Here is a 13,430-nt window from a genome sequence, read left to right as displayed (position 1 = left end):
CAAGCGAGTGCGCCAGGGAGGCGGAGCACCTGAAGCCAGGACCGGCCCGGCAATCCCTTACATGGATCGATCCAAATCCCGCCCCCTATAAAGCCCGGAAGGAGCGGGTCCCGCCGGGCTTGTCGCCAACTTGCAACGCTGCCACCCGCTTGTCAACTCTTTCGTGCGAAATCGATTGGACATTTAGACGTCCAAATACATCGCGCTCCGCCATGCACTTTTTCTTCACGCGAGCGATCGCGCGGTGATCGCTGCGCCGACGGCCCATCGATGCACCGACACAGCGCCCGGCCCTCCCGTCCTGCACAGGACATCCGCACCCAATCCAAACAACGGCTTATAGCGGCACTCCTGGCTGGGGCATCATGCGCGCTGCCAACCAGGGGGAAGGAAACGACGTGGAAGCCAACCATCCGCAGCCGGTGCGCGAGCATCACATCCATCAGCGCCATTTCGACCGGCTGGTCATGCTCTCCGACGGCGTGTTCGCGATCGCCATGACGCTGTCGGCTGTCGAACTGAAGCCCGAGGGGACCGTGACGGGCACGCATAGCCTGATCGAGCTGTGGACGACGCCGCTGCTGATCTACTTCCTGAGCTTCTTCATCGTCGGCGGCGTGTGGATCCGCCACCGGCGTGTATTGACCCACCTGCGCCGGGTAGATACGCCCATGACCGTGCTCACGCTCGCGGTGCTCAGCGTGGTATCGCTGATGCCGGTGGTGATCCGCGTGATGATGACCGAGGGCGGCGAGATCGCCGAGCACGGCATGCTGATCTATTCGATGGCGTTGCTGGTCAACTACCTGCTCCTTGCCGCCTCGTGGGGCTATGCCGCCTTCGTCGGCAAGCTCGCCCCGGATGTGCCCGCACCGCGCGCATGGAGCTGGCTGTTCCAGGAACTGTTCGTGGCGGTGCTGTTCGGCGCGGTGGCGTTGTTCGCCCTGCACATGAAGGTGTTCGCGGTGCTGCTGTGCGCGGCCGGACTGGCGCTGCGTTTCGCTTCGGGAAAGATGGGGCGACGCACCGAAGCGACCGCCTGACACACGCGCAGGTCGGGGGGAGCGAAGCGAACCCCGACCTGCGCCGCTGCACCACGGCGCTGCCGCATCACCCCGCCCGCAGATCCTGCAGCACCGTCGGCAACAATTCCGCCACCGTCGGGTGGATATGCATGGCCTCGGCGACCGTCGTATACGGCGCCTGCGCATACATCGTGTCGAGCAGGCTATGGATCGCCTCGTCGCCGTTCACGCCGAAGATGGCCGCGCCGAGCAGCTTCTTCGAGGCGCCATCGACGACCACCTTCATGAAGCCCACCGTTTCGCCGCGCTCGACGGCGCGCCCCACCCGCGCCATTGGCCGCATGCCGACCAGCACGTCGCGGCCTGCCTTGCGAGCCTCTTCTTCGCTCATGCCGATGCGCGCCAGCGGCGGATCGGTGAACAGGCTGTACACGGGAATGCGGTCGGCGATGCGCCGCCTGCCCTGCCCCAGCACGGCATCGGCGACGATCTCGAAATCGTTGTACGAGGTGTGGGTGAAAGCACCTTTACCATTGCAGTCGCCCATCGCCCAGATGTGTGGCACGTTGCTGCGGCCGTGGTCGTCCACCTGGATATAGCCGCGCTCGTCGAGCGCGACGCCGGCCTGCTCCAGGCCCAGGTCGTCGGTATTGGGGCGCCGCCCCACCGCAAGCAGCAGATGGCTGCCTATGGCCTTTTCGCAGAGCTGGTTGCCGCGCGCCTTCACCCGAATGGCGCCGGCCTTGCCTTCCAGCGCGATGCATTCGGCCCCCAGGTGCACTGTGATGCCCTCGTCGCGCAGCATGGCCAGCACCGCGTCGGCGACATCGGCATCCTCGCGCGGCAGGAAGCGCGGCGAGCGCTCGACGATGGTCACCTGCGAACCGAAGCGCCGGAACATCTGACCGAACTCCAGCCCGATGTAGCTGCCGCCGACGATGATCAGGTGCTCCGGCAGCTCGCTCAGCGCCATCATGCCGGTGTTGGTCAGGTACGGCACGTCGTCGATACCCGGGAAATCCGGCACCGACGCGCGCCCGCCCACGTTGACGAAGAACGACTCCGCCTCGATCAGCGCATCGCCCAGACGCAGGCGGTGCGGCGCCTCGAAGCGCGCATGCCCTTGCAGCAGCGTGACGTTGGGCATGCCGCGCAGCCATTGCTCCACGCCCTGCCGCGCCTTGCCCGAAATGCCCTGGGTGCGCTCCCACACCCGCCGCATGTCGACGCCGCCGTCGTCGCCGCGGCGCACGCCGTATTCGTGCGCGCGCCGCGACATGTGCGCCACGTAGGCGCTCGCGACCATGGCCTTGGTGGGAATGCAGCCGGTATTGACGCACGTGCCGCCGACCAGCTTGCGCTCGATCACGGCGACGCGCCGCCCCGCCTTGCCCAGGCGTTCGGCGAGCGGCGGACCGGCCTGGCCGGCGCCGATCACCACGGCATCGAAGTGCTGGTTCATGAGATGGCCTTGCGCATGATGGAGACGAGCATCATCGCTCATCGGCGCTCAAGAATCGGTGTAGGTTGGGGTGAGCGCAGCGAACCCCAACGAAGCGACACATGGCAAGGTCTCGCTGGGGTTCGCTGCGCTCACCCCAACCTGCGGACTAGGTGAGCACGAAGTCCTTCGGCTCCAGCGGCTGCGGCAGATCGGTTTCGCCCAGCAGGCTGCGCAGGCTGATCTCCACGTTGCGGCTCAGCGCATCCAGCGGCAGATCGTTCGGCAGCAGGTCGAACGGGTCCTCGATCTGCTCGCCGATGGCATCCAGGCCGAAGAAGGTATAAGCCACCACGCCGACCGCCAGCGGCGTCAGCCAGCCGAACGGCCGCATCAGGCAGAACGGCAGCATGAAGCAGTACACGTGCACCGTGCGATGCAGCAGCAGGATGTAGGCGAAGGGAATGGGCGTGCCCTTGATGCGCTCGCAGCCGCCGAGCACATTCGACAAGTGATCGAGTTCGCCATCCATGCGCGCAAGCAGGATGTCGCCTGCATCGGCATCGCGCGCCGCTTCCGCGTAAGCCTTGCCCAGGGCGCCGAGCACCGCATTGGGTCGGTTCGGCGAGGCGAGCACGGCGGCGCACAGGTCGGCGCTCAGCCAGTGACGAAGGTCTGCTTCCGGGTCCGTGCCGCGCAGGTGATGGCGCAGCGCATGGGTGAAAGCGATCAATCCATAGACCAGCTGTTGCCGGCGCCCGGCACTCAGCGCCGGCAAAAAAGCCACCGTCTGCCGCGCGAGGCTGCGCGCCGCGATCACCAGTTCGCCCCACAGCGTGCGCGCTTCCCACCAGCGCTGGTAGGCCACCGTGTTGCGAAAACCCAGGAAGATCGCCAGGGTCAGGCCCAGCAGCGTCAGCGGTGCCGCATCCAGCGTGAAATGCAGCGCCACGCCCTGCCATGTCGCCACCACCACCGCCAGCGACAGCAGGACCGTGTACAGCACGCGCGGCCAGATGATCGGAATCACCGAGCCGCGCATCGCAAACAGCAGCGTCGCGACCGAGTGGCTATGGGTGGGGCGGACGATCACGTGGCCTCGGCGGCCGCGGCGGCCTTCGCCGGGATGTCGGCGAGGAAGGTGGCCGACGGCACGAAGAACAGCGTGCCGGTGACCGCCCTGCTCACGTCCAGCAGACGGTCGTAGTTGCCCGGCGGCTTGCCGACGAACATGTTCACCAGCATCTTTTCGATGCGGTCGGGCGAACACGCGTAGCCGATGAAGTACGTGCCGAACTCGCCCTTGCCGACATCGCCGAACGGCATGTTGTGGCGCAGGATGTCCAGCTCCTCGCCGTTCTCCTCGATCACGGTCAGCACGTTGTGCGCGTACGAAGGCTTGGCATCGTCGTCCAGCTCGATGTCCGAGAGTTTCTTGCGGCCGATGATGCGCTCCTGCTGCTCGACCGGAATGGCCTCCCAGGCCTTCAGGTCGTGCAGGTACTTCTGCACGATCACGTAGCTGCCGCCGGTGAAGCCGGCATCCTCGTCGCCGACGATGGCTGCGGCGACGGCTTCCTCGTCCACCGGGTTCTCGGTGCCGTCGACGAAGCCGAGCAAGTCGCGTTCGTCGAAATATTTGAAGCCGTGGACTTCGTCCACCACGGTCACGCTATCGCCCAGGCGGGACATGATCTGGGTCGCCAGCTCGAAACACAGATCCATGCGCGTGGCACGGATGTGGAAAAGCAGGTCGCCCGGCGTGGATACCGCCCGGTGCACGCCGTCGATCGCACGGAACGGATGCAATCCGGCTGGACGCGGGCCGTCGAAGAGGCGGTCCCAGGCCTCCGAACCGATGCCCATCACGCAGGTCAGGCCGCCGTCGAGATCGCGGAAGCGCACGGCACGCCACAGTCCCGCCAGGTCGCCGCAGAGCGCGCGCACCGCATCCTCGGCGGCCGCGCCGGGCTGCATGGTCGCGACCAGGTAAATCGCCGCAGGGGTCAGCGTGGAGGTAACCGGCTGGGAAAGAACGGTGGGCACTATCGACTCCTGATGAAAACGTGCGTAGAGGATACGCGCACGATAGCCGGCGCAGGAGCGAACCCGGCAAATCTCCATCGGGCGGGCTGTATCGGGGTTCGCCGCGCTCACCCCGACCTACGGTGCAAGGCGCTCGGGATGGCTGTAAATCACGTGCCGCCCCGGCCTGACGAAACCCGTCAGCGTCAGGCCGCACGACTGCGCCAGCGTCACCGCCAGCGCCGTCGGCGCCGAAATCGCCGCCAGCACCCCGACACCCAGGCTGGCCGCCTTGGTGACCATTTCGTAGCTGGCGCGGCTGGTCACCAGCACGAAGCCGCCGCGCACGTCCACGCCGCCGCGGACCAGCGCGCCGAGCAGCTTGTCCAGCGCGTTGTGGCGGCCGACGTCCTCGCGTACCAGCAGCATGTCGCCTTCAGGCGATGCCCACGCCGCCGCGTGCACGGCACCGGTCTGGCGATTGAGCGGCTGGTGCTGCGCCAGCGCCTCCAGCGCCCGCTCCAGCGCATGCGGCGCCAGCACTGGCCCGGCGGGCACCCGCGCCAGCGGACGCAGCACGTCTTCCAGATGCCGGCTGCCGCACAACCCGCAACCGCTGCGCCCGGGCAGCAGACGGGCCGCCTCCTCGTCCACCGCGTCCACGCCGGTGGCGTCGACGTCCACGACATAACCTTCCAGCTGTTCGTGGATGGCGACACCGCGAATCTGCGCCGCGCTCGCCACACGCCCTTCGGTCAGCGAAAAGCCGAACGCGAAATCCTCCAGATCCGCCGGCGTGGCCATCATCACCGCGAAGGCCTCGCCGTTGTAGCGCAGCTCCACCGGCGCCTCCTCGGCCAGCCAGTCCTCGCCCTGCTGCTGGCCGGCGCCCTGGTGAACGATGACGGCGCGGCGCGCCAGGCCGGGACGGTCCATGGCCTCAGACCTCGCGCCCGGCCTGCGCCGCCGAGGCGGCCAGGCGCACCGGAATCGACTTGTAGCCGGGCGTGCCCGAGCGCGTATCGTGCTCGTCCAGCGCCAGCAGGCCGTTGCCCTCCGGGTAGTACATCGCCACCGAGCCGCGCGCGATGCCGTAGGCCACCGCCACGAAGCCGCGCACCGCGCGTCCGTTCGGCGTGCCGTCCGCGCGACTGGCCTCCACATCGATGCGGTCGCCCTCGCGCAAGCCGCGCTCGGCCAGGTCATCAGGATTCACGAACACCACGTCGCGCCGCCCGGTGATGCCGCGGTAGCGATCGTTGAGGCCGTAAATGGTGGTGTTGTACTGGTCGTGCGAGCGCACCGTGGCGAGCTTCAGCAGGTTGCCGGCGACCGGCGGATCTTCATCCAGGCCGCGCGACCGCAGGAAGCGCGCCTTGCCGTCCGGGGTGTTCCATTGGCGTCGCCGCGCGGCGTTGTCCAGGTGAAAGCCGCCGGGCACGCGGATGCGTTCGTTGTAGTTGGCGAAGATCGGGAACACCGCCTCGATCGCGTCGCGGATACGGTCGTAGTCGGCCACCATGCCCTCCCAGTCCACCTTGGAATCCGGCAGCGTGGCGCGCGCCAGCAGCGCGACGATGGCCGGCTCCGACAACAGATGCTCGGACGCGGGCTTCAGCCGCCCCTGCGAGGCATGCACCATCGACATCGAATCCTCCACCGACACCGACTGCGGCACGCCGGACTGCACGTCGATCTCGGTGCGGCCCAGGCATGGCAGCAGAAAGGTTTCGCGCGCCGGGATCAGGTGCGAGCGATTGAGCTTGGTGGCGATGTGCACGGCCAGATCCAGCTTGCGCATCGCCGGGTAGGTGAGCTGCGGGTCGGGCATCGCCACCGCCAGGTTGCCGCCGAGGCAGATCAGCGCCTTGGAACGCCCTTCGGCGATAGCCTGCACCGCCGCCACGGCATCGTGGCCGTGCGCCGCGGGAGGCTCGAAGCCGTAGGTACGGCGAATGCCATCCAGCAGTGCCGCATTCGGCTTCTCGGTAATGCCCACCGTACGGTCGCCCTGCACGTTGGAGTGCCCGCGCAACGGGCAGATGCCGGCGCCGGGCTTGCCGATATTGCCGCGCAGAAGCAGCAGGTTGACCAGCTGCTGCACGTTCTCCACGCCATGCCGATGCTGGGTGATGCCCATGCCGTAGCAGAGGATCACGCGCTCGGCGCGGGCGTAGATGCCGGCGACGGTTTCGATCTCCGCGCGGGTCAGGCCCGAGTCGCGCTCGATGCGCTCCCACGGCGTGGCCAGCACATCCGCTTTCAGCGCATCCAGCCCACTGGTATGCGCGGCGATGAAGGCATGGTCCAGCACGCCGCTGCCGCCGGCCGCGAGGTCGGCGGCGTCGGCTTCGAACAGCCACTTCATCATGCCGGTGAGCGTGGCTACGTCGCCGCCGATCTTCGGCTTGAAATACGTCGAAGCGATCGGCACCGAGCGGCCGGTGAGCATCTCGGCCGGGTCCTGCGGCGAGGTGAAGCGTTCCAGGCCGCGCTCGGGCATGGGATTGAGCACCACGATCGGCGCGCCTCGCAGCGACACCTCACGCAGCGTGCCGAGCATACGCGGATGATTGGTGCCGGGATTGTGGCCGATGCAGAACACCGCGTCGGCGTGCTCGAAATCCTCCAGCGACACAGTGCCCTTGCCCACGCCGATCGCTTCGGGCAGGCCTACGCTCGATGCCTCGTGGCACATGTTCGAGCAATCAGGGAAGTTGTTGCAGCCGTACTCGCGCACGAACAGCTGGTACAGGAAGGCCGCCTCGTTGGAGGCGCGGCCGGAGGTGTAGAACTCGGCCATCACCGGATCGGGCAACGCACGCAGCGCTGCGCCGATGCGCACCGCGGCGTCTTCCCACGAGATCGGCAGGTACTTGTCCTGCGCGGCGTCGTAGACCATCGGATGGGTCAGGCGGCCTTCGTCTTCCAGCGCGTAGTCGCTCCACTCCCACAGCTCGGCCAGCGTATGACCGGCGAAGAATGCCGGCGTGGTGCGCTTGGAGGTCGCCTCCCAGGACACCGCCTTGGCACCGTTCTCGCAGAACTCGAACGACGATGTATGGCGCGGGTCGGGCCAGGCGCAGCCGGGGCAATCGAAACCCATCGGCTGGTTGACGCGGCGCAGCGCACCGACCGAGCGCTCCACCGCCATCTGGCCGCGGATGGCGCCGGCCACGGCACGCAGCGCACCCCAGCCGCCGGCGGGGCCGTCGTAGGGATGGATGGATTTGTCGAGATCGGCTTTCTTCGGAGGCGTGCTCATGGGATGGCGCAGTAACTTGAGAGAGAAATGAAGCGACGAGTCGCGGTCAGTGATGAGGATCGGCAGGCCAGCAGCGAATCGCTTCCGGCGGCAGCGACAGCATCGGCATAGCCGGCAGCTCGCCGCCCGAAGGCGGCTCCACCCACAGCCGCGCGCGTCCGCAGCGCATGCCGAGATAACTGCCATGCGCGCTGGTCTGGCGCAGTTCGAACGAGGTGGCGATGGCATCGGCCGGCGCCGCCGTGGGCGCATGCATGCGCACCGCCGCGGGTGCGATATGCCAGTCCACCACGGTGCCTTCGGGCAGTTCGGTATGCACCGGCAGCACCGCCTCCGCTTCCGGCCACGACAGGCGCCGCGCGCCGGCCGCGCCGACGACGCGGCCGCGCTGCACGTTGCGCAGGCCGAGCAGGCGCGCGACCGCGCCGCTGGCCGGCTGCGCGTGCACCTGCGCGGGCGTGCCGATCTGCACGATGCGGCGGCGATGCATCAACACCAGGCGATCGGCCACCGCGGCCAGCGCCGGGTCGTGGCTGACGGCCAGCGCGGGGATGCCCGCTTCATGCACCTCGGCGATCAGCTCGGCCAGCACCTCGTCGCGCGTCACCGGGTCCAGCGCCGACGTCGGCTCGTCCAGCAGCAGCAGGCTCGGGCGGCGCGCCAGCGCGCGGGCCAGCGCGACGCGCTGCTGCTGTCCGCCGGAAAGCGATGTCGGCCAGCGTTCCGCCAAAGCTGCCATGCCCACGCGTTCCAGCCACTGGATGGCGAGGCGGCGGCGCTCCGGGCCGCGCAGGCTGAAGGCCACGTTCTCCCACGCGCGCAGGTGCGGAAACAGCGCATGCCCCTGCGGCAGATAGCCCACCGCGCGCTGCTGCGGCGGCAGGCCGTCGAACGGTTCGCCGCTGGCCGGCAGCAGGCCGGCGATCGCGCTCAGCAGCAGCGTCTTGCCCTCGCCGCTGGCGCCCAGCAGCACGGTGAAGCCATCCACCTCGAAGCGCGCATGCAGCGCCACCGGATGCTCGATGCGGTAATCGATCAGCATCACGACAGGCGCCTGCGCACAGCCATGCCCAGCACCAGCGGCAACGGCAATGCCACCAGGAAGAACACCCACAAAAGCGGATACACCGCCGCCAGCCCGATGTCCTGCAGGTTGACCCACAGCTTCACGGGGATGCCCTGCGGGTAGTAGGCGACGATCAGCACCGCGCCGAATTCCCCCAGCGCGCGCACCCAGGCCAGCGCCACCGCCGCGGCCAGGCCCAGCCGCGCCAGCGGCAGGCTGACATGGACGAAGCTGCGCCACGGCGAATAGCCCAGCGTCAGCGCGATCTGCTCCAGCTCGCGCGGCACGCCCTCGAAGGCGGTGCGCGCGGCCATCACGTAGTACGGCAGCGCGGCGTAGAACTGCGCCAGGATGAAAGCCGGCGCGGAATTGGTGAGCAGCACGCCCGCCCGTTCCAGCAGCTGGCCGGCCGGACCGTAAGGGCCATACATGGACGCGAGCAACAGGCCCATCGCCAGCGGCGGCGTGAGCAGCGCCACCAGCAGCAAGGCATCGACCAGCCACTGCCCGCGCACGCGATGACGCGCCAGCCACCACGCCAGCGGCGTACCCAAGGCCACGATCGGCACCAGCGCCAGCAGGCTGTAACCCAGCGACACGCCCACCGCCTTGCCGTCGCCATGGGCGAAACCGAAGTGGCGCCAGTCGGTCGCCAGCAGCAATCCGACGAACGGCGTGGCGAGCAACAGCAAGGCCAGCGCCGCCGGCCACACGGCCAGGCGCGAACGCGATGGCGCGATAGCAGGCAATGCGGTCACAGCGCCCCGCCGTGCGGCGGGTCGTAGCCGCGTTCCTTGAACATCGCCTGCCCTTCGGCCGATTGCAGCAAGCGCAGGAAATCGGCGCCCAGCTGCGCTTGCTTCGCGTTGCCCAGCACGGCGGCATAGAACACCAGCGGCTGCGCCTTCAGCACCTTGCCGTCGGCCAGCGTGAGGCTGGCTTTCGCGTACCACGCGTCCTGCATCGATGGCTGTGCGAGATCGATCTCGTCGGGCAGGTCGATGGTCGGCAGATGATGCGAGAACGCCGCGCTGGCATAGCCGACCGCTGCATCGATCTGGCCGGCCTGCAAGCGCGACATCAATGACGGCTCGGCGAAGATCTGCTGGGGATTCTGCAAATCGCCGGCAATGTCTTTCAGCAGACCCGGCTGGTGGTAGTAGCTCTCCGCCAGCTGCAGCGTCAACAAGGCATTGGCGCCCTGCGGATCCACCGCCGGATCGGTGCGCCCGAGGCGCAGGCCGGACTGGCGCAGCACCTCGTACCAGGGTTTCCTGCCCTTGGCCGCGGCTTCGAAGTCGTTGGCGAAACGGCTGCCGGGGCTGTAGATCACCACCATGCGCGTGCTCGCCACCGGCACGGCACGCTCGGCCAGGCCGGCATCGCGCACCACCTTCATCGGCGGCGGCGTGATCGCGACGAAGACATCCGCCTGCATCTGCTTGCCGGCCAGCAGGCGCGCCAGCGCGAAGGAGCCCTGCCCCACGCCTTCGAAGCGCGCCTCGTGCGCCTTGCTGAAGGCCGGACCGAGCGACTGGTCCATCACGACGCCCATGGAACCGGCGTAGGCGACGCGGAGGACGGACGTGTCAGCCGCCGGCGACGGCACGGCGAACAACCACAGCAGCGCCGCCAACCAGCGCAGCAGGTGGCGATGCCTCATGTCCCGCCCTCCTTACCCCGCCGATGCCGCACGCTGTCGCGCACATCCACGTCGAACGTCAGTTGCAGCGATTCACCGCCCGGCACCGGCAAGGCGACCTCCAGGCCGTCGCGGCTGGGCAGGCGGGAGGCGAAGTCGCGTACCTGGGCATCGTTCAATACGACCTGCCAGCCCGCCGCATCGCGCTGCCACGCATGGGCGTCGCCCAAGACCAGCTGGTGCTGCTCTGCACGTCCATCCGGCCACTGCGTGCGATTGCCCACCGCCGCGCCGCCGAGCAACTGCGCCAGCTCCGCTTCGTCGATGCGCAGGCGCAAGGTCTGGCCTTGCAGTTGCACTTTCATCGGGCCACCTCGCTCCATTGGGTTTCGGTGTTGCAGTCCGCCAGCTGCGCCGCCTCGTCGGCGGCGAGCGCGAGTTCCTCGTGACCCACCTCCGCCTGCAAGGCACGCAGCGAACGACGGCGCGGATCGTCGTGCGCCATCAGCGCGTCCAGCGCCGCCCGGCTCGATGCATCCAGGCGCACGCGCAGCGGCATGACGTGGCCGGCGAACGCGAGGCAGCGCACCGCCGGTCGCTCGACCCGCAGGCGCCGCAGCAGCGCCGCATGCAGCAACGGCATGTCGACCGGAATCACCAGCAGCTCGGCGTCGCCGTTCAACGCGCCGGCGATGCTGGCGAAACCGCCCAGCGGCCCGAGCTGCGGCCTGGCGTCGGCCACGCCGCCGTAGCCGGGCCGGTCGCCGCTGACGCGGACCTCATCCACGCCGGCCTCGCGCAGCACCGCGATCTGATGCTCGATCAGCGGCCGCCCCCGCCACGACAGCAGCGCCTTGTCGCGCCCCATGCGCGAAGACAGCCCGCCGGCCAGCACCACGCCGATGCACGGCAGGCGCTCAGTGGCCGTGCCCATGGCCGGAGGCCTCGTGGTGATCATGCCCGGCCTCGGGCTGGACATCGCACAGCGAGCAGCCTTCGCTCCAGGCACTGTCGCCGTCGATGTAGTGCTCCTGCTTCCAGATCGGCGCTTCGTGCTTGACCGCCTCGATCGCCAGCCGGCAGGCGCGGAACGCCTCGGCGCGATGCGGCGTGCCGGCTGCGACCACCACGGCCAGATCGCTCAAGCCCAGGTCGCCTTTCGCATGCGCGATGTACAGCTTCAGCGGCGCGCCGATTTCCTTGCGCGCCCGCTCGCCGATCGCGCGGAAGGTGCGCAGGGCCAGCGGCACGAACAGGTCGTAGCTGATGCCGGTGACCTGGCGCCCGAGATTGAAGTCGCGCACCTTGCCCACGAAGACCGAGATGCCGCCGAAGCGCGGATCGGAGACGAAATCCAGCGCCGCCGCGACATCCAGCACGCCTTCCTTGCGCTCGACCACGGCGACGCGGATGTCGTCGATGCCGGTGTCATCGGTGCCGATGTCTTGGTTGCTCGTATCCACGCTCAACCTCCACTCACCGGCGGCAGCACCGCCAGCTCCAGGTCTTCGGGCACCGCGCGGTGGTTGTGCAGGATCTCTTCCGTGCTGGCGAACGCGCAGATGCGCACGAGCCCCGCGTTGACCGCCGGCGCATGCTCGCGCAGATGCGCGGCCAGCAGTTCGCGCAGCGTCGCGATGGTGCTGCCGGGCGGCACGTCCAGTTCGAGATAGCCGCGAGGATCCGCCTCGCGCAGTGCGCCGTACAGCGCGATCCGGACCTTCATGCGGCGCTCCAGCCCCAGGCGGGGCTTTCCAGATGACCCAGGCCGTACACCTCCACCAGCGTGCCCGCCGGCAGTTCCGTCGCCTCGATCGGTATGTGCACCCATGCATTCGCCTCGGCCAGCGGGCGGATGCGATAGGACTCCTGCCCCGTCAGCACGGTGACCGCCAACTGGCCGCGCTCGTCCATCGCCAGATGGGACTTCACATAGAAATGCAGGCGCGGCTTCTTGAAGAACGATCTGGCCAGCGGCACCCGCTGCACGCGCTCGCGCGGCAAGCCGAGCATCGCGCGCAGCGCCGGCTCGACGAAGAAGCGCAACCCCGCCGCCACGGCGACAGGGTTGCCGGGCAGACCGAAGAACAACGTGCCGTCCGGCAGCCTGGCGAACAGCAGCGGCTTGCCGGGGCGGATGGCGAGCTTGTGGAACAGCACTTGGGCGCCGAGCCGCTCCAGCGCGGCCGGCACGAAGTCGTAGCGCCCCATCGATACCGCGCCGGTGGAAATCAGCACGCGCGCGCCGGCGGCGCGGGAGCGCGCCACCGCGGCGAGAAACGCATCGACATCGTCGCCGACCGTTTCGGCATGCGCCAGCTCGGCGCCGGCCAGCGGTATCCGCGCGGCCAGGAACGGCCCGTTGGAATTGCGGATCTGCCCCGACGCCAGCGGCGCCGCGGGATCGTCGACCAGCTCGCGACCGGTGCACAGCGCCGCCACTTTCGGCCGCGCGGCGACGGTGACGCTGGCCACGCCCAGCGCGGCGAGCAGCATGAGGTGCTGCGGTGCGAGCAAGCTGCCGGCGGCGAACACAGCCTCGCCCGCCGCCACGTCGGAGCCGGACAGGCGCACGTTCTGCCCCGGCGCCACCTCCGCCAGCAGGCGCACGCGCGAGGCCTCGACCCGCTCGGTCTGCTCCACCGCGATTACGCGGTCCAATCCATCCGGCAGGCGTGCGCCGGTCATGATTTCCCAGGCGCCGTGCGCGGCATCGCGCGCGCCGTCACCGGCGGCTTGTTCGCCTTCGATCGGCCAGGTGCTGCCGGCCGGCAGCGCGTCGACGCCGCCGCCGAGGGCATAGCCGTCCATCGCCGAGTTGTCGAACGGCGGCAGGTCGGCCGGGCTGGCCACGTCCCTGCGCAGTACGCGGCCGACGGCCGCGGCGCTGCCGCAGACTTCCTCCGCCGTCGGCGTGCAAGCATCCAGGATGATCCGCAGCGCGTCGGCCGGATCCAGCAACTCGT

The 13,430-nt window shown here is 69.0% G+C and carries 14 protein-coding genes; 1 reads left to right on the top strand and 13 read right to left on the bottom strand.

Annotated features, from left to right (window positions below; all coding sequences use genetic code 11):
• Positions 1-398 precede the first annotated feature (398 nt).
• Positions 399-1,043: a TMEM175 family protein gene (locus tag ACNR9O_RS07930; protein ID WP_473681785.1), complete on the top strand. Its 645-nt coding sequence runs from the start codon at positions 399-401 to the stop codon at positions 1,041-1,043.
• Between the two features lie 67 nt (positions 1,044-1,110).
• On the opposite strand, the gene ACNR9O_RS07925 is transcribed toward ACNR9O_RS07930, so the two are convergent.
• The 13 genes from ACNR9O_RS07925 to ACNR9O_RS07865 all read right to left on the bottom strand — a co-directional run bounded on the left by ACNR9O_RS07925 (position 1,111) and on the right by ACNR9O_RS07865 (position 13,425).
• Positions 1,111-2,487, bottom strand: coding sequence for an FAD-containing oxidoreductase (locus tag ACNR9O_RS07925; RefSeq protein ID WP_473681787.1), 1,377 nt, complete (start codon positions 2,485-2,487; stop codon positions 1,111-1,113).
• Between the two features lie 148 nt (positions 2,488-2,635).
• A complete protein-coding gene (locus ACNR9O_RS07920; RefSeq protein ID WP_473681789.1) occupies positions 2,636-3,559 on the bottom strand; it encodes a bestrophin family protein in 924 nt (307 codons plus the stop codon).
• On the bottom strand, positions 3,556-4,512 hold the full coding sequence (locus ACNR9O_RS07915; protein WP_473681790.1) for a Dyp-type peroxidase: 957 nt from the start codon (positions 4,510-4,512) through the stop codon (positions 3,556-3,558). The genes ACNR9O_RS07920 and ACNR9O_RS07915 overlap by 4 nt, the downstream gene beginning before the upstream one ends.
• A gap of 117 nt (positions 4,513-4,629) precedes the next feature.
• A complete protein-coding gene (gene fdhD / locus ACNR9O_RS07910; RefSeq protein WP_473681791.1) occupies positions 4,630-5,427 on the bottom strand; it encodes a formate dehydrogenase accessory sulfurtransferase FdhD in 798 nt (265 codons plus the stop codon).
• Between the two features lie 4 nt (positions 5,428-5,431).
• Positions 5,432-7,756 carry an FdhF/YdeP family oxidoreductase gene (locus ACNR9O_RS07905; RefSeq protein ID WP_473681792.1) on the bottom strand — a complete coding sequence of 775 codons (2,325 nt, stop codon included), beginning with the start codon at positions 7,754-7,756 and terminating at the stop codon, positions 5,432-5,434.
• A gap of 46 nt (positions 7,757-7,802) precedes the next feature.
• Positions 7,803-8,798, bottom strand: coding sequence for an ABC transporter ATP-binding protein (locus ACNR9O_RS07900; RefSeq protein ID WP_473688393.1), 996 nt, complete (start codon positions 8,796-8,798; stop codon positions 7,803-7,805).
• Positions 8,798-9,580 (bottom strand): ABC transporter permease subunit, encoded by a 783-nt coding sequence (locus ACNR9O_RS07895; RefSeq protein ID WP_473681793.1) that lies wholly within the window; start codon positions 9,578-9,580, stop codon positions 8,798-8,800. Before ACNR9O_RS07895 ends, ACNR9O_RS07900 begins: the two co-directional genes overlap by 1 nt.
• Positions 9,577-10,485, bottom strand: coding sequence for an extracellular solute-binding protein (locus ACNR9O_RS07890; protein WP_473681794.1), 909 nt, complete (start codon positions 10,483-10,485; stop codon positions 9,577-9,579). Before ACNR9O_RS07890 ends, ACNR9O_RS07895 begins: the two co-directional genes overlap by 4 nt.
• On the bottom strand, positions 10,482-10,829 hold the full coding sequence (locus ACNR9O_RS07885) for a hypothetical protein (protein WP_473681795.1): 348 nt from the start codon (positions 10,827-10,829) through the stop codon (positions 10,482-10,484). The genes ACNR9O_RS07890 and ACNR9O_RS07885 overlap by 4 nt, the downstream gene beginning before the upstream one ends.
• Positions 10,826-11,398: a molybdenum cofactor guanylyltransferase gene (gene mobA, locus ACNR9O_RS07880; RefSeq protein ID WP_473681796.1), complete on the bottom strand. Its 573-nt coding sequence runs from the start codon at positions 11,396-11,398 to the stop codon at positions 10,826-10,828. Before mobA ends, ACNR9O_RS07885 begins: the two co-directional genes overlap by 4 nt.
• A complete protein-coding gene (locus ACNR9O_RS07875) occupies positions 11,382-11,927 on the bottom strand; it encodes a molybdenum cofactor biosynthesis protein MoaE (protein ID WP_473681797.1) in 546 nt (181 codons plus the stop codon). Before ACNR9O_RS07875 ends, mobA begins: the two co-directional genes overlap by 17 nt.
• A gap of 2 nt (positions 11,928-11,929) precedes the next feature.
• The gene (locus ACNR9O_RS07870; RefSeq protein ID WP_473681798.1) at positions 11,930-12,190 is read right to left on the bottom strand and encodes a MoaD/ThiS family protein; all 261 of its coding nucleotides are present in this window, start codon (positions 12,188-12,190) and stop codon (positions 11,930-11,932) included.
• On the bottom strand, positions 12,187-13,425 hold the full coding sequence (locus tag ACNR9O_RS07865; RefSeq protein WP_473700764.1) for a molybdopterin molybdotransferase MoeA: 1,239 nt from the start codon (positions 13,423-13,425) through the stop codon (positions 12,187-12,189). The genes ACNR9O_RS07870 and ACNR9O_RS07865 overlap by 4 nt, the downstream gene beginning before the upstream one ends.
• Positions 13,426-13,430 lie beyond the last annotated feature (5 nt).

The organism is Dyella sp. CR10 (assembly GCF_055814425.1).
Note: the sequence above shows the minus strand (reverse complement) of the source record. Positions and strands in the feature narration are given on the sequence as shown.